This window comes from Pseudomonas sp. R19M, from assembly GCF_050312585.1.
GTDB classification, from domain to species: domain Bacteria; phylum Pseudomonadota; class Gammaproteobacteria; order Pseudomonadales; family Pseudomonadaceae; genus Aquipseudomonas; species Aquipseudomonas palleroniana.
Genome location: NZ_JBNPJV010000048.1, coordinates 1 through 19,595 on the forward strand (window position 1 = coordinate 1; position 19,595 = coordinate 19,595).

18 protein-coding genes are annotated in these 19,595 nt (G+C 59.1%); 15 read left to right on the top strand and 3 right to left on the bottom strand.

Going from position 1 to position 19,595, the window contains the following annotated elements:
* From ACQRBT_RS08610 to ACQRBT_RS08620, 3 genes are all read right to left on the bottom strand, one after another.
* A partial coding sequence (locus ACQRBT_RS08610) for a hypothetical protein (RefSeq protein ID WP_427851673.1) occupies nucleotides 1–280 on the bottom strand: 280 nt, incomplete at its 3' end.
* A 38-nt stretch (nucleotides 281–318) separates the two neighbouring features.
* Nucleotides 319–1,539 (bottom strand): CaiB/BaiF CoA transferase family protein, encoded by a 1,221-nt coding sequence (locus tag ACQRBT_RS08615; RefSeq protein WP_090367684.1) that lies wholly within the window; start codon nucleotides 1,537–1,539, stop codon nucleotides 319–321.
* A gap of 12 nt (nucleotides 1,540–1,551) precedes the next feature.
* Nucleotides 1,552–2,733: an acyl-CoA dehydrogenase gene (locus ACQRBT_RS08620; protein WP_090367687.1), complete on the bottom strand. Its 1,182-nt coding sequence runs from the start codon at nucleotides 2,731–2,733 to the stop codon at nucleotides 1,552–1,554.
* A 157-nt stretch (nucleotides 2,734–2,890) separates the two neighbouring features.
* On the opposite strand from ACQRBT_RS08620, the gene ACQRBT_RS08625 reads away from it, so the two are divergent.
* The 15 genes from ACQRBT_RS08625 (at nucleotide 2,891) to ACQRBT_RS08695 (ending at nucleotide 19,557) form a co-directional block, all read left to right on the top strand.
* The gene (locus ACQRBT_RS08625) at nucleotides 2,891–3,790 is read left to right on the top strand and encodes a LysR family transcriptional regulator (RefSeq protein WP_060756463.1); all 900 of its coding nucleotides are present in this window, start codon (nucleotides 2,891–2,893) and stop codon (nucleotides 3,788–3,790) included.
* 453 nt (nucleotides 3,791–4,243) lie between these two features.
* Nucleotides 4,244–5,365 (top strand): Re/Si-specific NAD(P)(+) transhydrogenase subunit alpha, encoded by a 1,122-nt coding sequence (locus tag ACQRBT_RS08630; RefSeq protein WP_060756464.1) that lies wholly within the window; start codon nucleotides 4,244–4,246, stop codon nucleotides 5,363–5,365.
* Between the two features lie 15 nt (nucleotides 5,366–5,380).
* A complete protein-coding gene (locus ACQRBT_RS08635) occupies nucleotides 5,381–5,701 on the top strand; it encodes an NAD(P) transhydrogenase subunit alpha (protein ID WP_025854291.1) in 321 nt (106 codons plus the stop codon).
* Complete coding sequence (locus ACQRBT_RS08640; RefSeq protein WP_060756465.1) at nucleotides 5,701–7,137, top strand: NAD(P)(+) transhydrogenase (Re/Si-specific) subunit beta; 1,437 nt, start codon at nucleotides 5,701–5,703, stop codon at nucleotides 7,135–7,137. Before ACQRBT_RS08635 ends, ACQRBT_RS08640 begins: the two co-directional genes overlap by 1 nt.
* A 180-nt stretch (nucleotides 7,138–7,317) precedes the next feature.
* Entirely contained in the window at nucleotides 7,318–8,811 is a 1,494-nt protein-coding gene (locus ACQRBT_RS08645) for an acetyl-CoA hydrolase/transferase family protein (protein ID WP_060756466.1), read from the top strand.
* 318 nt (nucleotides 8,812–9,129) lie between these two features.
* Nucleotides 9,130–9,345 (top strand): DUF1127 domain-containing protein, encoded by a 216-nt coding sequence (locus ACQRBT_RS08650; RefSeq protein WP_003170833.1) that lies wholly within the window; start codon nucleotides 9,130–9,132, stop codon nucleotides 9,343–9,345.
* A 329-nt stretch (nucleotides 9,346–9,674) separates the two neighbouring features.
* Nucleotides 9,675–9,995 carry a DUF2388 domain-containing protein gene (locus ACQRBT_RS08655; RefSeq protein ID WP_060756467.1) on the top strand — a complete coding sequence of 107 codons (321 nt, stop codon included), beginning with the start codon at nucleotides 9,675–9,677 and terminating at the stop codon, nucleotides 9,993–9,995.
* A gap of 105 nt (nucleotides 9,996–10,100) precedes the next feature.
* Nucleotides 10,101–10,409 carry a DUF2388 domain-containing protein gene (locus ACQRBT_RS08660; protein WP_081087082.1) on the top strand — a complete coding sequence of 103 codons (309 nt, stop codon included), beginning with the start codon at nucleotides 10,101–10,103 and terminating at the stop codon, nucleotides 10,407–10,409.
* A gap of 26 nt (nucleotides 10,410–10,435) precedes the next feature.
* The gene (locus tag ACQRBT_RS08665) at nucleotides 10,436–10,756 is read left to right on the top strand and encodes a DUF2388 domain-containing protein (protein WP_060756468.1); all 321 of its coding nucleotides are present in this window, start codon (nucleotides 10,436–10,438) and stop codon (nucleotides 10,754–10,756) included.
* Entirely contained in the window at nucleotides 10,753–12,714 is a 1,962-nt protein-coding gene (locus ACQRBT_RS08670) for a DUF4105 domain-containing protein (RefSeq protein WP_411985771.1), read from the top strand. Before ACQRBT_RS08665 ends, ACQRBT_RS08670 begins: the two co-directional genes overlap by 4 nt.
* 289 nt (nucleotides 12,715–13,003) lie before the next feature.
* Entirely contained in the window at nucleotides 13,004–14,311 is a 1,308-nt protein-coding gene (locus tag ACQRBT_RS08675; RefSeq protein WP_060756470.1) for a CitMHS family transporter, read from the top strand.
* Between the two features lie 64 nt (nucleotides 14,312–14,375).
* Entirely contained in the window at nucleotides 14,376–15,143 is a 768-nt protein-coding gene (locus ACQRBT_RS08680) for a TerC family protein (RefSeq protein ID WP_060756471.1), read from the top strand.
* Between the two features lie 211 nt (nucleotides 15,144–15,354).
* Complete coding sequence (locus ACQRBT_RS08685) at nucleotides 15,355–17,013, top strand: Na/Pi cotransporter family protein (RefSeq protein WP_060756472.1); 1,659 nt, start codon at nucleotides 15,355–15,357, stop codon at nucleotides 17,011–17,013.
* 58 nt (nucleotides 17,014–17,071) lie between these two features.
* Nucleotides 17,072–18,457: a M16 family metallopeptidase gene (locus ACQRBT_RS08690; protein WP_412047620.1), complete on the top strand. Its 1,386-nt coding sequence runs from the start codon at nucleotides 17,072–17,074 to the stop codon at nucleotides 18,455–18,457.
* Nucleotides 18,458–18,525: 68 nt separating this feature from the next.
* Nucleotides 18,526–19,557, top strand: coding sequence for a DUF5924 family protein (locus tag ACQRBT_RS08695; RefSeq protein ID WP_060756474.1), 1,032 nt, complete (start codon nucleotides 18,526–18,528; stop codon nucleotides 19,555–19,557).
* Nucleotides 19,558–19,595 lie beyond the last annotated feature (38 nt).

Genomic DNA, 19,595 nt, shown 5'->3' on the forward strand with positions numbered 1-19,595 from the left:
ATTCTACAGCGTTACACGCTGCTGTCAACACCTCTTTTTCTCCGCTTTCGACCGAGAAGATCGAACCGTTGATAGAGTCAAACAACACCGCCCTATCAACTCCTTCTGGGCTTCGATGAACTGAAGCTATTCGCTGCCTGAATCTTCGTAACTTCTTGTTTACCAAGGAGTTTTGAGTTTCGACTGCGCCGGAAGTGGGGCGAATTATAGACAGATATAATTCGCCGTCAACCATTAATTCTTCTTTCCTATCAAACAGTTGCCTTTGTTCAAAAAACAACCAAGCCGCTCCAGCGCCTTCTATATAGAAGACCGCTTTCAGATTACTCCTGCCTCTCTTAAAGCAGCGACACTGGCCGGCATCAATCCCAGAACGTCTTGCAGCACCTTGACGGTATGCTCACCTAATAGAGGAGGCGCACTCCGATACTCCACTGGAGTCTTGGACAACCTGATCGGGCTGGCAACCTGAGGTACCACCCCCGCCAAGCCATGGGGTAGCGTCATCGCCAAGCCACGCGCCCTGACCTGAGGGTCGGCGAACACCTGCGCCAAATCATTGATAGGCCCACACGGCACGCCCACTTGCTCCAACTGTGACACCCACTCAGCCGTCGTCTTGAAGACCGTAGCCTGGCGAATCAACGGAATCAGCTCTGCACGGTTGGCCACTCGCGCCTTATTGGTTGCAAAGCGCGGGTCATCTGCCCACATCGGCCGGCCGGCCACTTCAGCGAACTTACGAAATTGACCGTCGTTACCCACCGTCAATATGAAGTCACCATCAGCCGTGGGGAAATCCTGATAGGGCACGATATTCGGATGCGCATTACCAAGACGCTTTGGCGGCACTCCCGTCGTCAGGTAATTCATGGCTTGGTTAGCCAGACATGCCACCTGCACATCCAACAGAGCCATATCGATATGCTGGCCACCACCATCATGATCCCGATGAGCCAGCGCGGCGAGGATCGCCACGGTCGAGTAAAGCCCCGTCAGGATGTCGGTCAACGCCACGCCAACCTTCACCGGCCCAGCCCCATCATCACCCTCGGGTCGACCGGTCAGACTCATGAGTCCGCCCAGCCCCTGAATCATAAAGTCGTAACCGGGACGCGTCGCATAAGGCCCCGTCTGGCCGAAGCCCGTTATCGAGCAATAGATCAGCTCCGGATTGAGCTCCTTGAGCGACTCATAATCCAGCCCATAGGCTGCCAGCCCACCCACCTTGAAGTTCTCGATCAGGATGTCGGACTTGGCCGCCAGGTCGCGTACCAGTTTCTGCCCCTCTGGCCGCGTGAAATCGATGGTCACCGACTCCTTGTTACGATTCGCCGACAGATAATACGCCGCCTCGCTGGTGCTCTCGCCATCAGCGTCCTTGAGGAACGGCGGACCCCATGCTCGCGTATCGTCGCCCACACCTGGCCGCTCGACCTTGATGACTTCCGCCCCAAGGTCCGCGAGAATCTGCCCGGACCATGGCCCCGCCAATACTCGCGATAAATCCAGCACCCTCAGGTGCGAAAGCGCGCCCATGCCGTGCTCCTATTAATAGAAGGCCTGAAGACCGGTTTGTGCACGCCCCAGGATCAGGGCATGCACGTCATGAGTACCTTCGTAGGTATTCACCACCTCCAGGTTGACCAAGTGACGCGCGACGCCGAACTCATCGGAGATACCGTTACCCCCCAGCATGTCCCGCGCCATACGCGCGATATCCAGGGACTTGCCACACGAGTTGCGCTTCATGATCGAGGTAATCTCAACCGCGGCCGTACCCTCATCCTTCATACGCCCCAGACGCAGGCAGCCTTGCAGGGCAAGAGTGATCTCGGTTTGCATGTCGGCCAGCTTCTTCTGGATCAGTTGGGTTGCCGCCAAAGGACGGCCGAACTGCTGACGATCGAGGGTGTATTGACGGGCGGTATGCCAGCAAAATTCAGCTGCACCCAACGCCCCCCAGGAAATACCGTAACGCGCAGAGTTGAGGCAGGTGAACGGCCCTTTCAAACCTCGCACATCCGGGAAGATATTCTCTTGCGGCACAAACACGTTATCCATGACGATCTCGCCAGTGATGGAAGCACGCAACCCAACCTTGCCATGAATCGCCGGAGCGCTCAGACCCTTCCAGCCTTTCTCCAAGACAAAACCACGGATATCGCCGGCATCGTCCTTGCCCCACACCACAAACACATCGGCGATGGGACTATTGGTGATCCACATTTTGGCGCCCGTCAGGCTATAGCCACCCTCCACCTTGCGCGCGCGGGTAATCATTGCGCCCGGGTCAGACCCATGATTGGGTTCGGTCAGGCCAAAACAGCCAATCCATTCGCCAGAGGCCAATTTCGGCAGGTACTTCTGCTTCTGTGCCTCAGTACCAAATTCATTGATCGGCACCATGACCAGTGACGACTGCACACTCATCATCGAACGATAGCCGGAATCTACGCGCTCTACTTCACGCGCAATCAGCCCATAGCTGACGTAGTTCAAACCACTGCCACCGTACTGCTCGGGAATCATCGCCCCCAGCAGGCCGGTTTCCCCCATTTCACGGAAGATCGCAGGGTCGGTTTTTTCATGGCGGAAAGCTTCGAGGACACGCGGCGCCAGCTTGTCCTGGGCAAATTGCTCAGCGCTGTCACGCACCATGCGCTCTTCTTCGGTGAGCTGTTGATCCAACAACAGCGGATCGATCCAGTTGAAGCTTGCCTTGCCAGCCATGAATAAGTCCTCGCGCAAAGAATCAGAAGTCGTGGATGGAGCCTAGGCCGAGCAAACGCAGAGGGCAAACGAGGTTTCCTCATAGGGTTGTGCTAATTTCTCACTTCGAAAACGCCAAGAACCACACACACGCGTTTTATAAGTGAGTACACCGTACATGCGCAGAAAAATCCCCAGTACCACCGCCCTCGTCAGTTTCGAAGCGGCGGCCCGCCACGAGAGCTTTACCAAGGCGGCGCATGAGCTTTCCATTACCCAGGGCGCCATCTGTCGACAGATTGCCAGTCTTGAAGAGTTTTTAAGTGTCGAGCTGTTTCGGCGCTCGCGGCGCGGGGTAAAGCTGACGGAAGCAGGGCTGTCCTATAGCCGTCGCGTCGCCATGCAATTGGATGCCGTGGAACGCGACACCTTGTCGGTCATGGGGCAGCAGGGCACTAATGTCATCGAACTGGCCGTAGTCCCTACTTTCGGCACTCAATGGCTGATCCCACGGCTCAAGGATTTTCAACGCCAGCACCCGGAAGTCACGGTCAACCTGACCAATCGCACGCGCCCCTTTCTGTTTGCCGACACCGAGTTCGATGCCGCAATCTACTTTGGCGATGCCGACTGGTCCGGCACCGAATCCCATCGACTGATGGGTGAAAACCCGGTTCCCGTGTGCAGCCCGCGCTTACTGGGTACCCACACTCACTTCAGCCCCCAGCAGATCGCAGAACTGCCGCTGCTGCAGCAAACCACTCGACCCTATGCCTGGCGCCAATGGTTCAACGCGCAACACTTGAACATACCCCGCGACATGACAGGCCCCCGTTACGAGCTATTCTCGATGTTGTCCCAGGCAGCCATGCATGACATGGGCATCGCCCTGATTCCACCCTTTCTCATCCAACGCGAACTGGATGAGAGGCAGTTGGTGATTGCCAACGCCAAGGCACTGAGCAGCTCGAAGGCTTACTACCTGATGATTCCCGAGCGAAAAGTCGAATCAGCGTCATTGCACGCATTCAGGGATTGGCTGATCGATCAATCACAACGCTACATCCCAAGCATTTAAAGGGGAGATCACGGATTATTGACCGTGTAGTCAAATAAATTTTAATCCTACAGATATACGTATATGTCGCATTTAAGCAGACTGTACTGATTGATAAAAAATGAGGCCAAAAGCCACAATCTACATGGCCTGTAGCGACTTAAAACGGCCAATACGCGACCATTCACAGCAACGATGCAAAAAAACCAAAAAAACACCTGAATACCTTTAAACACCTGTATTTAAAGAGGTTATTCCAGGGCATTGCGACAATCAGTCACAGGGTGACTTGTAGTTAATTTTTCGTCACCCGTCATAATCTCTTGAAGGCCGTAAAGTTCGCCTGCAAAATGCCGCGCCCCGCTGTCATTTCAGCGGGATCGTGCTGATCGGCCGCCCCAGATGCGCCACTCGCGGTGCACTGGCCTTTTTACAAAAAGATCAAAAGCAAAAAGATCATGCAGGAGATTTGACGTGCACATTGGTGTTCCTCTCGAAACCCAGACCGGTGAAACGCGGGTGGCTGCCACCCCGGAAACCATCAAGAAGCTGATCGGCCAGGGCCATAAGGTCACTGTGCAAAGCGGAGCGGGCGTCAAAGCCAGCATCGTCGACAGTGCCTATGAAACGGCAGGCGCAACCATTGGCAGTGCCAACGATGCATTGGGTGCCGAGCTGATTCTCAAGGTGGTTGCCCCCAGCGACAGCGAACTGGCGCTGATCAAAAGCGGTACCGTATTGGTGGGCATGCTCAATCCGTTCAGCAACGAAACCATCGCCAAGCTGGCCGAGCACGGCATCACTGCATTCGCACTCGAAGCCGCTCCACGCACGTCGCGGGCCCAGAGCCTGGATGTGCTGTCCTCCCAGGCCAACATTGCCGGCTATAAAGCCGTGTTGCTCGCCGCTCACCACTACCCACGCTTCATGCCGATGCTGATGACCGCCGCAGGCACCGTTAAGGCTGCCCGTGTACTGATCCTGGGTGCCGGGGTTGCCGGTCTCCAGGCTATCGCGACAGCGAAACGTCTGGGTGCAGTGATCGAAGCTTCCGACGTGCGCCCGGCCGTCAAAGAGCAGATCGAATCCCTCGGCGCCAAGTTCGTCGACGTTCCGTACGAAACCGATGAAGAGCGCGAATGCGCCGTCGGTGTCGGTGGTTACGCACGCCCGATGCCGAGCAGCTGGATGCAGCGCCAGGCCCTGGCAGTGCACGAACGCGCCAAGCAGGCTGACATCATCATCACCACGGCGTTGATTCCAGGCCGCAAGGCACCGACTCTGCTGAGCGCAGAAACGGTTGCACAAATGAAGCCGGGGTCAGTGGTCATCGACCTCGCGGCCGCCCAAGGCGGCAACTGCCCGCTGACCGTGGCTGACCAGGTAGTGGTGGAAAACGGCGTCATCATTTGCGGCCCAACCAACCTGGCCGGTGCCGTCGCCGCGGACGCGTCTGCCTTGTATGCGCGCAACCTGCTGGACTTCCTGAAGCTGGTCTTCACCAAGGAAGGGCAGTTTGAAATCAACCTCGAAGACGACATCGTCGCCGCGTGCCTGATGTGCCGCGACGGCCAAGTCATCCGCAAAAACGCCTAAGCAGGGACTCAGACGATGGAAGAGCTTATCTCCCCCGGTATCTACAACCTGATCATCTTTGTGCTGGCCATTTATGTCGGTTATCACGTGGTCTGGAACGTTACCCCCGCACTGCACACGCCATTGATGGCCGTGACCAACGCTATTTCCGCAATTGTCATCGTCGGCGCCATGCTGGCCGCGGCACTCACCGTGACGCCACTGGGCAAGACCATGGGCACCCTGGCTGTCGCCCTGGCGGCGGTCAACGTATTCGGCGGCTTCCTGGTCACTCGCAGGATGCTGGAGATGTTCAAGAAGAAAGCGCCCAAAGTTAAAGAAGAGGTGCAGAAGTAATGAGTATGAACCTGGTAACGACGCTCTACCTGATCGCGTCGATCTGCTTCATCCAGGCCCTCAAAGGCCTGTCGCACCCCACCACTTCGCGACGTGGCAACCTGTTCGGCATGCTCGGCATGGCGCTGGCTGTACTCACCACCGTAGGCCTCATCTATAAGCTCGGCGCGGAGCTGGCCACCGCCGGTATCGGCTACGTGATTGTCGGCCTGCTGATCGGCGGCACGGCCGGCTCGATCATGGCCAAGCGCGTAGAAATGACCAAGATGCCGGAGCTGGTAGCCTTCATGCACAGCATGATCGGCCTGGCAGCCGTGTTCATCGCGATTGCCGCCGTGGTCGAGCCGCAATCCCTGGGTATCGTCAAACACCTGGGCGACTCGATCCCTGCCGGCAACCGCCTGGAGCTGTTCCTCGGTGCCGCCATCGGTGCGATTACCTTCTCAGGCTCAGTGATCGCGTTCGGCAAACTGTCGGGCAAGTACAAGTTCCGCCTGTTCCAGGGCGCACCCGTACAGTTCGGCGGCCAGCACAAGCTGAACCTGGTGCTCGGCCTCGCAACATTGGGCCTGGGCCTGGCGTTCATGTTCACGGGCAACCTCACAGCGTTCGCGCTGATGCTGGCCCTGGCCTTCGTGCTCGGCGTGCTGATCATCATCCCGATTGGCGGCGCCGACATGCCCGTCGTCGTATCGATGCTCAACAGCTACTCCGGCTGGGCGGCGGCGGGTATCGGCTTCTCGCTGAACAACTCGATGCTGATCATCGCCGGCTCCCTGGTAGGCTCCAGCGGCGCGATCCTGTCGTACATCATGTGCAAGGCAATGAACCGCTCCTTCTTTAATGTATTGCTGGGGGGTTTCGGCAATACCTCGGACGCCGGCGCGGCGACCGGTTCCAAGGAAGCGCGCCCAGTGAAGTCGGGCTCGGCCGACGACGCGACGTTCCTGCTGACCAACGCCGACACCGTGATCATCGTGCCGGGCTATGGCCTCGCGGTGGCTCGGGCGCAACACGCGCTCAAGGAGCTGACCGAGAAGCTGACCCACCACGGCGTCACCGTGAAGTACGCGATCCACCCCGTGGCAGGTCGGATGCCAGGGCACATGAACGTGCTGCTCGCCGAGGCCGAAGTGCCTTACGATCAAGTGTTCGAGATGGAAGACATCAACTCTGAATTCGGCCAGGCCGATGTGGTGCTGGTGTTGGGCGCCAACGACGTGGTCAACCCAGCCGCCAAGAACGACCCGAACTCACCGATCGCCGGCATGCCGATCCTCGAAGCGTTCAAGGCCAAGACGATCATCGTCAACAAACGTTCGATGGCCAGCGGTTATGCCGGCCTGGATAACGAGTTGTTCTACCTGGACAAGACCATGATGGTCTTCGGCGACGCCAAGAAGGTCATCGAAGATATGGTCAAGGCCGTCGAATAACACTGCGCCAGCGCAATACCCAAAACCCTGGCCTCCGGTAGGCTGGGGTTTTTTATTGGCCTGATGAAACCCGACCAAAGGCTCTAAATCGCTGCCCGGCATTCGACCATGGTAGCGGGCCGAATTTTTTTGAAATCACTAAACTGCGCACCTTGCTTCCGTAGCCTGAGATAACCATTCATGTACCGTGATCGTATCCGCTTGCCTTCGCTGTTGAATAAGGTCATGAGCCCGGCCGACGCCGCCGCACTGATCGAGGACGGCATGACCGTCGGCATGAGCGGCTTCACCCGTGCCGGTGAAGCCAAGGCCGTTCCGCATGCACTGGCGGAACGCGCCAAGACCTCTCCACTGAAAATCACCCTGATGACCGGCGCCAGCCTGGGCAACGACCTGGACAAACAGCTGACCGAAGCCGGCGTGCTGTCCCGCCGCATGCCATTCCAGGTCGACAGCACCCTACGCAAGGCGATTAACGCCGGCGAAGTGATGTTTATCGACCAGCATTTGTCGGAAACGGTCGAGCAACTGCGCAACAACCAACTCAAGTTGCCGGACATCGCGGTGATCGAAGCCGTGGCGATTACCGAACAAGGGCACATCGTACCGACCACCTCCGTGGGCAACTCGGCCAGCTTTGCGATATTCGCCAAGCAGGTCATCGTCGAGATCAACCTGGCGCACAACCCGAACCTGGAAGGGCTGCACGACATCTATATCCCGACTTACCGGCCGACGCGCACACCGATTCCGCTGGTCAAAGTCGACGACCGCATCGGCAGCACTGCAATTCCGATCCCACCGGAAAAAATCGTCGCCATTGTGATCACCAACCAGGCCGACTCAGCCTCAACCGTGACGCCGCCCGACAGCGACACGCAGGGCATCGCCAATCACCTGATCAACTTCCTCAAGCAGGAAGTGGACGCTGGGCGCATGACCAACAAACTGGGTCCGCTGCAGGCCGGTATCGGCAATATCGCCAACGCAGTGATGTGCGGCCTGATCGAATCGCCGTTCGAAGAACTGACCATGTACTCGGAAGTGTTGCAGGATTCGACGTTCGACCTGATCGACGCCGGCAAGCTGAGTTTTGCATCCGGCAGCTCGATCACGCTGTCGGAACGGCGCAATGCCGATGTATTCGGCAACCTGGAACACTATAAAGACAAGCTGGTACTGCGCCCGCAGGAGATCTCCAACCATCCGGAAGTGGTGCGCCGCCTGGGCATTATCGGTATCAATACCGCGCTGGAATTCGACATCTACGGCAACGTCAACTCCACCCACGTCTGCGGTACGCGGATGATGAACGGCATCGGCGGCTCCGGGGATTTCGCCCGCAACGCACACCTGGCGATCTTTGTGACCAAGTCGATAGCCAAGGGCGGCGCGATTTCCAGCGTGGTACCGATGGTCAGCCATGTGGACCACACCGAACATGATGTCGACATCCTGGTAACCGAAGTCGGCCTGGCCGACCTGCGCGGCCTCGCGCCGCGGGAACGGGCCCGCGTGATCATCGACAACTGCGTGCACCCGGCCTACCGCGATGCGCTCAACCGCTACTTCGACGCGGCCTGTGCAATCGGTGGGCATACTCCACACATCCTGCGCGAAGCACTGAGTTGGCACATCAACCTGGAAGAAACCGGGCATATGCTCAAGGCTTGATTGGTACAGATCCGGGCTGATGCAAACACAGTTTCATCAGCTCGGCAGGTCAAACCACACATCCGTAAAAAACTGTACTGCTGTACCGGTCTTTTCCTACCGAATTATCCTACTCCCCTCACCGAAAATGCCTATTTCGCACTGTTTCAGTGCAGACAGGTACAGTTGCCCTATTTCCGTACGGTACAGCACCTATAAACAGTTAACTGGCCTCTCACAATACAGGTGAACTGTATCTAGAGAGTCTTGCGCGAGAGGAGGATCATTGGCATCAGTTAAACCACTACCTAATCCCGCCACAAGCGGAAGGATGTCATCATGGAACGTACACTCAGTTCCGAACTGTTCTTCGAAGAAAAAGCTGTAAACTCCCAGGCTTCCCTGCCTTTGCGCGTTCTCGCCAACCTGATGTTGTGGCAGCGCCGCATCTCCAGCCGCCACCAACTGGCTCGTCTGGATTCGCGTCTGCTGGCTGACGCCGGTATCAGTGAAGCTCAACGCTACGAAGAGCTGAGCAAGCCGTTCTGGCGCTAATTGGCGCCCGCTGGCCCTGACCCGCCGGGTCCACCGCCAGCACCCTGATTTGTCAAAGCAAAGCCCGCCCCGGGAAACCGGAGGCGGGCTTTGCTGTTTATGGGCGCCGAATCAGCGGCCTGGTTTACGTGGACTAGTACAGTTTTATAAATTCCAAAAAACACCAGTACAATTAAATTGCAGGCTTCCGAACGGACAGACGACGGCTTAATATCCACCACCACGTGGCGAACTTTGTAGAACAGACGTCTGATGCCCAATAGCACCCATGTCCGTTTCACAGTGGCCGCTCTGCGCCGCATTATTTGTCTATCTACAGGAGTTAACCCATGTCCCGTCTCCGCCTGCTGAGTGCTGCTGCCCTGTTGGCCATCACTGCCAACGCCAACGCGAGCAGCCTCATCGTGACCACTGACTCGATCGTCGGTGCGCTCAAAGCCACTTCCGATGCCAGCTCCGATGCAACCTCCTCCTTGCGTGACCACAAGGTGGTACAAGCCGCCCGTGACGACGCCGCCAGCTTCGTCGCCAGCGAAGGCGCCATCCGTGGCGTGAAACTGGAAAGCGCCCTGGCCCACATCCGCCAACAAGCGCCACAGTTGAATACCGCGACTGATGCGCAGTTGGCCCAGGCAATCCTGGCAATCTGATCGCAGATGAAATTCCGGGAGCGCCGCCGCTCCCGGACGCATCGCCGCTGGCTCTCGCCCGGGCATTGCGCTAGCCTTGGCGCTCGCTTTCAGTTGTCGAGACCCATGGCATTTTCATACCGCCTGTTGTTTGTTCCTGTATTGATTTGCGCCTGCTGGTCACCACTGGCATCAGCCTTTGATGTGTCCACCCAGAGCACCGTCATCAGTGCCTATGCCACCAGCAAGGTGACATCAGCGCCCTTTGACAGAAAAAGAATACTGGCCGCCCGGGATGACGCTGCCGCGTATATAGCCACAGACGGCCAATGGCGGGGCGCCCGACTGGAATCCGCACTGGATTACCTGCGCCGTACCCAGCCAAAACTTAACGCCAGCGACCTTGAACTGGCGCAAGCAATTCTCGTCCAATAGTCATCTTTGTATTCTGGAGTTAGTCCATGCGTAGCCCGCTGATCGCCGCCGCTCTCGGCCTGCTGTTGTTGGCCGATGTCGCCCACGCGCAAACCCTGAAAGCCACCAGTAACATCATCGTACGTGCTTCGGCCCGCACGATTGATTTCACTTCGGACACCACCACCTCCATCCGCGATTCCAAAATCGTGCGTGAAGCCCACGATGATGCAGCCAGTTTCGTCGCCTCCAATGGCGAGATCCGCGGCGCCCAACTGGAAGCTGCTTTCGACACCCTGCGAACTCGCGTACCTGAAGCCCGCGATGCCAGTGACCAGACTCTCGCTGAAGCCATCCTCGCACTGTGAGGCGCGTCGCCGCCTGGCTACTGGCCTGGGCTGTGCTGCTGTGCGCAGGTACCGCCCAGGCCAGCCTGCAACTGAGGCTCATAACCGAGGGTTTGAGCCCGGCCGAACAGCAGGCCAGCCAGGCGTTGCTCGATGAAGCGATGCGCTCCCTGCCGCCGCGCTTTATCGAGCAGTTGGACCGGCGCATCGATGTCGGCTGGACCGACAAGATGCCGGAAAACGCCTACGGCCAGGCTTCTCTGGTGTCCGAGCTGGACCTCAACCGGAACCTGCTCGCCAGCCTGACCGATGGCAGCGCCGCCACCCAGAAAACCAATCGCCCCCACGGCACCGTGCGCCGGGAAATGCTCGCCACTGTGCTGCATGAACTGACCCATATCTACGATCGTGCACGCCTATGGTCCAAAGACGACCGCGCTCTGATCAATCGCTGCAGCCGCCAGAACAACATCACCGGCCTGATCGGCCTGCCCGATCAATGCCGGGGTCAGAATGACCGCCGCTTTACCCTCAGCGACGACCCCCGCCTGCTCGACCTTGCCGGCTGGCCGCAATACGTCGGCCGCCGCGGCGAGCGCGAGCAACACAACCATCAAGTTGCGCGCAGCCCGGATCTCTACGAAACCACCAGCCCACTGGAGTTCGTAGCGGTCAACATGGAGTATTTTCTCCTCGACCCCAGCTACGCCTGCCGCCGTCCTGCGCTGTTTCGCTACTACAAGGAACACTTCGGCTGGGCACCACCTGAGCAGGACACCTGCGCCAAGACCTACGCGTTCCTGAATGCCGGCAACGACTTTGCCAAGACGCCGCTGGGTCAGGTCGACCCCGAGCGCGTCTACGAAATCGACTACCTGCTGGCCGAAGCCAACCAGAACCTGGTGAGCCGCTGGGGCCACAGCATGTTGCGCCTGGTGATCTGCGCACCGGGCCGCCCGCGCGGCCCGGACTGTCGCCTGGACCTCGACCAGCACCTGGTGCTGTCGTACCGCGCTTTCGTGGGTGACGTGCAACTGTCGAGCTGGGATGGCCTGGTCGGCAAATACCCGTCGCGATTGTTCGTACTGCCGCTGGCCCAAGTGATCGATGAGTACACCAAGACGGAACTGCGCGGCCTGGCCTCGGTGCCACTGAAGCTCAACCGCCAGGAGATCACCGACACCGTCGAGCACGCCGCCGAAATGCACTGGAGCTACGACGGCAACTACTTCTTCATTTCCAACAACTGCGCGGTGGAAAGCCTGAAACTGTTGCGCAGCGGCAGCGCCAATCCACAACTGACCGGCCTGGATAACATCACCCCCAACGGCTTGCTGGAAGTACTCAGCGCACGCGGCCTGGCCGATACCAGCGTACTTGACGACAAGCGCGAGGCATTGCGCCTGGGCTATCACTTCGACTCGTTCCGCGAACGCTATCAGGCAATGTTTGATGTGCTGCGCAAACGCCTGCCAATCCAGCAGACCCAGGTTGAAGATTGGCTGTCCCTGAGTGCGGCCGAGCGACGACAGTGGTTCAGCCAGGCCGACTTACGCACCAGCGCCGCACTGCTACTGCTGGAACAAGCCAGCTATCGCAGACAACTGATGCTGGCCCAGGACGAAGTCAAGCAACGCTACCTCAGCGCCCGCGAGCTGAAAAACGGTGGCATGGAACAAGCCAACAACACCCTGCAGCAAATCCTCGCCAACAGTGGCTTCCTCAGCCGTCCGGCTGAACTGCTGGGCAGCGGTGGCTACGGCCTGCCGCAACCGTCGGAGTCCAAACGCCTGGAATCGGAAAGCGCCGAGCGCCAGAAGCAATTGCAGTCGTTGACCGGCGATCTGGATAAAGAGGTCAGGGCGCTGCTGGACCCTTCCCGTGCCGACGAGATTGCCGCCTGCGAAGCCAACCTCAAGCAAATGGGCGAGCATCTGCGCCAACTGCACAAGGCCGCCGGCGGCCTCGAACTGCCCTGAAAAATCACTGCCAAACACCGTCCAAATGTGGGATCTACATAAATTCATAGACCGCGCATCTGTCCACCACCACCTGTTTACTCAGCGAAAGCTGGTTGAAAGGTTTCAAGTCTAGGATCGCCCCACTGTCGGCAACAGACCGACTGTTAACAACAACAATGGTGATTCCCGATGTCCGTCCGTACCCGCCTGTTCAGCCCTACTCCCCCCGTACGCCTCGTGCTTTTCGTTCTGCGCTGACCCCACCCGGTTCGCCATTCCCTAGCCGCGCTACGCCTGGAGTTTCCCTATGCTGACTTTCCTTGGCTTTGCCATGGTCATTACGTTCATGTTCCTGATCATGACCAAGCGCCTGTCCGCGCTGATCGCCTTGATCATCGTACCGATCCTGTTCGCCTTGTTTGGTGGCTTTGCACCGGAGATAGGCCCGATGATGCTCGCGGGCATCACCAAGCTTGCGCCGACCGGCGTGATGCTGATGTTCGCCATTCTCTATTTTGCCCTGATGATCGACTCCGGCCTGTTCGACCCGGCCGTGCGCAAGATCCTCAAGATGGTCAAGGGCGACCCACTGAAAGTCTCGGTCGGCACCGCCGTCCTGGCCCTGGTGGTGTCCCTCGATGGTGACGGCGCCACCACTTACATGATTTGCGTGGCCGCCATGCTGCCGTTGTACCAGCGCATCGGCATGAGCCCGCGAATCATGGCCGGCTTGATCATCCTCGCCGGTGGCGTGATGAACATGACGCCTTGGGGCGGCCCGACCGCACGCGCCGCCAGCGCACTGCATGTGGACCCCTCGGACATCTTCGTACCGATGATCCCGGCCATGGCCGCTGGTGTGGTTGCCATCCTGGTGATTGCCTACCTGTACGGCAAGCGTGAGCGTGCCCGCTTGGGTGAGCTGCACCTGCAGGGCGACGAGATCGACCACAGCGAGATCAGCGTCTCGCAATACCCGGACGCCCGTCGTCCAAAGTTGATCTGGTTCAACGGCGCGCTGACCTTCGCCCTGATGTGCACCCTGATCGCAGGCCTGCTGCCGCTGCCGGTGCTGTTCATGGTGGCGTTCAGTATCGCCATGATCGTCAACTACCCGTGCCTGCAACAGCAGAAGGACCGCGTCGCGGCCCACGCAGGGAGTGTGCTGGCGGTCGTCGGGCTGATCTTCGCCGCCGGTATCTTCACCGGCATCCTGTCAGGCACCGGCATGGTCGACGCCATGTCCAAGAGCCTGCTGGCGGTCATCCCGGATGCGCTGGGCCCTTACCTGGCGGTGATCACCGCTTTGGTGAGCATGCCGTTCACCTTCTTCATGTCCAACGATGCGTTCTACTACGGCGTACTGCCAGTACTCGCCGAAGCCGCCAGCCACTACGGCATCACCGCCGTGGAAATGGCCCGCGCCTCCATCGTTGGCCAGCCCGTGCACTTGCTGAGCCCGTTGGTACCCTCGACCTACCTGCTGGTGGCCCTGGCCGGCATCGAGTTTGGCGATCACCAGCGCTTCACCCTCAAGTGGGCAGTGCTGGTGTGCCTGTGCATAATGTTCGCCGCGTTGCTGATGGGGATTTTTCCGCTGTTCAGCACTCTATAACCGTAACAACCCCACCGCGCGGCGCGACAGCCGCGCGGTTTAACACTCGCTCAAAGGAATACACATGGAATGGCTGACCAATCCGGAAATCTGGATTGCCTTCTTCACCCTGACGGCCCTCGAGATCGTCCTGGGTATCGATAACATCATCATGATTTCGATCCTGGTCAGCCGCATGCCCAAGCATATGCAGGCCCGCACCCGGATCTTCGGCCTGGCCCTGGCCATGGTCACGCGAATCCTGTTGCTGCTGTCGATCACCTGGGTGATGCAACTCACCGCCGATCTGTTCGTGGTGTTTGGCCAAGGCATTTCCGGGCGCGACCTGATCCTGTTCTTCGGTGGCTTGTTCCTGTTGTGGAAAAGCTCCCAGGAGATGTACCACGCGCTCGAAGGCGAAGACGAAACTCACGACGAGCCCAAGGGTGCCGGTGGCAAGTTCATCTACACCATTATCCAGATCGCGATCATCGACATCGTGTTCTCCCTGGACTCGGTGATCACCGCCGTCGGCATGGTGTCTCATGTGCCGGTCATGGTGGCCGCGATCATCGTCGCCGTACTGGTGATGATGATGGCCGCCGGCACCATCAGCGAATTCATCGACAAGCACCCGTCGCTGAAAATGCTGGCGCTGTCGTTCCTGCTGGTGGTGGGTACGGTGCTGATCGCCGAATCCTTCGACGTGCACGTGCCAAAAGGCTACGTCTACTTCGCCATGGCGTTCTCGCTGGCGGTGGAAGCGATCAACATCAAGATGCGCACCGCCATTGCGAAAAAGAAGAAACAGCAGGAGCCGGTGAAACTGCGCAAGGACATTCCGGGTCAATAACCCGAGCCAGACAAAAAAAGAGGCTTTTTAAGTCTCTTTTTTTCATCCACGAAAAGTCGATTTCATGACAGTTTTATTTCAAACCTCACTTTAGCTATGCGATGCTGGCGCAGAGCCCATTCGCCAACTACAGCTTAACTACAAGACGTAGAACGGCACGCGGCAACTTTCCTTCGCTCTTTTTGGAGCGCACCTATACGGGGGGCCGAGCATGCTGACCTTGCTCAATCTGCTTTCCGCCGTGACCCTGCTGATCTGGGGCACGCACATCGTCCGTACCGGCATCTTGCGGGTCTACGGTTCCAACTTGCGCCAAGTCATCGGGCAGAACATGTCCAAACGCTGGTTGGCGTTTGTCGCCGGGATCCTGGTGACGGCCATGGTGCAGAGCAGTAACGCCACGGCCATGCTGGTGACTTCGTTTGTCGGCCAGGGCTTGATGGGGTTGATGCCCGCCCTGGCAACCATGCTCGGCGCCGACGTCGGTACAGCGTTGATGGCGCGGGTGCTGACGTTCGATTTGTCCTGGCTTTCGCCGCTGTTGATTTTTCTCGGGGTGATTTTCTTCCTGTCGCGCAAACAGACGCGGGCAGGGCAGATGGGCCGTGTCGGCATCGGCCTGGGCCTGATCATTCTGGCGCTGCAATTGATTGTCGAAGCTGCTGGGCCGATTACCCATGCCCAGGGCGTCAAAGTCATCTTTGCCTCGCTGACCGGCGATATCTTGCTCGATGCCCTGGTCGGCGCCCTGTTCGCGATGATTTCCTACTCCAGCCTGGCCGCTGTGCTGCTGACCGCGACCCTGGCCGGTGCCGGGGTGATCGGCCTGCACGTGGCCATCGGCCTGGTGATCGGTGCCAACATCGGCAGCGGCGTGCTGGCCTTCCTCAGCACCAACATGCAGAACGCCGCCGGACGCCAGGTGGCCCTGGGCAGCCTGTTGTACAAACTGATCGGCTTGTTGCTGATCATTCCGATACTCGACCCCCTCGTACGCTGGATGGACGGTTTGGACTTCAGCACCCAGGGCATGGTCATCACCTTCCATCTGCTCTACAACGTCAGCCGCTGCTTGATCCTGCTGCCCAGCATCGGCCCGATGGCCCGTCTCTGCGCCTGGCTGCTGCCGGAACAACCGGAAACCAATGGCAAAGCCAAGCCGCGCCATCTGGACCCGGCCGCCCTGGATACACCCAGCCTGGCCCTGGCCAACGCCGCCCGCGAAACCCTGCGCCTGGGCGACCTGATCGACAACATGCTCACCGCCATGCAAGAGGTGCTACGCGGCAAGCAGACCGCCATCACCCAGGAAATGCGCAGCCTCAGCGATGACGTCGAGGCGCTCTACAGCGCAATCAAGCTGTACCTCGCGCAAATGCCCCGCGAAGACCTCAGTGAACACGACAGCCGCCGCTGGGCCGAGATCATCGAGTTGTCGATCAACTTGAAACTGGCCGGCGACCTGATCGAACGCATGCTGCGCAAAGTCCAGCAGCAGAAAACCTCCCAGCGCCGGCAGTTTTCCGAAGTGGGCCTGGAAGAACTCACCGGCCTGCACGGCCAGTTGATCGCCAACCTGCGCCTGGGGCTGTCGGTATTCCTCAGCGCCGACCCGGAAAGTGCCCGGCAATTGCTGCGCGAGAAGCGCCGCTTTCGTGCCCAGGAACGGCGCTTGGCTCACGCCCATGTCAGCCGCCTGCAACGCAAGATCGTACAAAGCCTGGAGACCAGTTCCCTGCACCTGGAACTGATTGCCGACATGAAGCGCCTCAACTCGCTGTTTTGCAGCAGCGCTTATGTGGTGCTGGAAACCTCTGACACCGGTGCGCTCTCCACTGAAGATATTGCCGACATCACCCATTCGCCCTGAACGTACGATGGCGCGTGAAGTCAGTTAACAGTGGACCTCACCCGCCGGGAAGTTTGTTATGCGTCGCCTGTTATTCGCCTGCCTGCTCATGGGTTCGGCATATACCTTTGCCTTTGACCGCCTGCACGTCGAGGGCTACACCTTGCCCAACGGCCTGCAAGTGCTGCTCAAGCCGGGCACCGAACGCGGGCACGTGGCCATCCGCCTGGTGGTCGGTGTCGGCCTGGATGACTTCAGTTGTGAGGACAAAGAACTGCCGCACCTGCTCGAACATGTGCTCTTCAGCGGCATCGACGGCGCAGGCGAGGGTGACCTCGAAGACCGTATGCAAGCCTTGGGCGGCGAATGGAATGCCTATACCAGCAACGCCGACACCACCTTTGTGATCGAGGCGCCGGCACAAAACCAGCGCAAGGTGCTGGACCTGCTGCTGGCCATCATTACCCGCACCGAACTCACCGACGCGCACATCAATGCGGCCAGGCAAGTGGTCGAACGCGAAGACGGAGGCCATTACTCGCACCTGCAACGCTTGCTCGACCGCCAGGACCTGGGCCACAGCGCCAGCAATCAACTGGCTGTCGAACTGGGACTCAAATGCGCCGAACGGGCTCAGGTCAATCACCTGACCCGCAATCAGTTGGAGGCGCTGCGCAAAAATTGGTACGCCCCCAACAACATGACCCTGATCGTCGTCGGCGAGCTCGACAAGGTGCTGCCGGCCTATCTGGAACGCACCTATGGCCAACTTGAGCCGGTGGAGCCGAGCGAGCATCGGCCGCTGCCGGAGATCCAGCACGCCGCCGCCAGCCACCGTGACTTGATCCACGGCTGGCTCGGTAACGGCGCCAAGTTGCACTGGCTGTTCCCGGAACCGGTGCTGGACGACCAGCATGATGAAACCTACGACCTGCTCAAGGACTACCTCGACTGGGCGTTGTACCGCCAACTGCGCCTCAAGCACGGTTTGTCCTACGGCCCCTGGAGTGAGCGCGAAGTGCTCGGCGGCGTAGGTTTCCTGAGCCTGAATGCCGACCTTGAACGGGGCGACCTCGGCGAAGCGGAACAGGTACTGCAAGACCTCAAGACGCAATTGCTCAAGGACGGCCTCGACCCGGCCACTTTCAGCCGCCTGCAACAAGCCGCCATCGCGCGCCAAGCCTGGGCCGTGCAGGGCAACAGCGAGTTGGCCGACTATTACTGGCGCGCATCGGGCGACTACGCCGACGGACACTTCAGCGACCCGGTCAAACGCATCAAGGCGGTTAACCTTGAGCAAACCAACCAGGCCATGCGCCAAGTATTCAACCAGCCGGGCTATTGGCGTATCGAAAAGCCGCTATTGAGCTATGACGCCCTGACGTGGATCGGTGCCGGCGTGCTGGGACTGATCGCCATGCTATTGATTGGCCTCAGGCTTTATCGCAAACGGATCACGCAATGAAGCACCGCACACCAGGCTAAGACGTTATTCTGTCCGGCGATTTTTCCTACTCCGACTGTGAACCGCCCATGCCAAACCTGCCGCCCCTTATCCAGCGAATCCTGGAGCTGATCAAGCGCTACCCCGGGGTGATCGCACTCGGCGGTTTTATCTCGGGCGTGTGCAGCTTCATTCTGGTGGATCGCCAGCAAGGCATGGCCAGTTGGATCGCGGTGATCATGCTAGTGAGCTGGCTGTGGCTGATGCTGGAGAACAGCTTTACCCAACTGTTTGCCAAAGTCTTCAACCGGGAAATCCCCGAGCCCCTGTTGCGCTACGCCACCCAGATGATCCATCAGGAGAGTCTGTTTTTTGTGTTGCCGTTTTTCTTTGTCACCACCACCTGGAACAGCGGCCAATCGATCTTCACCGGTTTACTCGGCGCAGCGGCACTGGTGTCGATCACCGACCCGCTGTACTACAAGTGGCTGGCGCCCAAGCGCTCGCTGTTCCTCGCACTGCACACCTTGACCCTGTTCGCCGCGCTGCTCACTGCGCTGCCAATCATCCTGCACCTGACCACCGCCGAAAGTTACAAATTGGCCCTGGGCGTGGCCATGGCACTGTCGATCCCAAGCCTGGCCGCAAGCCTGCCGCTGCGCAGCGTCAAAGGCTGGGCGATGCTGCTGGGGGTGACGGCGGCCATTGGTTGCGCCGGCTGGTTCCTGCGCACCTGGGTGCCGCCGGCCACGTTGTGGATGACCGAGGTGGCTATCAGCACCCAACTGCAAGATCGCACGCCCGGCGATGACCTCAAGGAGGTCAACGCCGCCCAACTGCGCAGCGACGGGCTATACGCCTATACCGCGATCAACGCGCCGCGCGGCTTGGATGAGCGGATCTATCATGTATGGAAATTCAATGGCAAAGAGGTTGATCGCATTGCCCTGGATATCCACGGCGGGCGCAAGGAAGGCTATCGCGCCTGGACCCATAAGCAGAACTTCCCGGCGGATTCGGTGGGCCGCTGGCAAGTGCGCGTGCTGACCGAAGACGGGCAAGTCATCGGCGTGTTGCGCTTCAAAGTCACTGACACCGCACAAACGGACAACCCGAAGTAGGGCGGATCGTGCTATTACGTAGCAATTGTGGATAACCA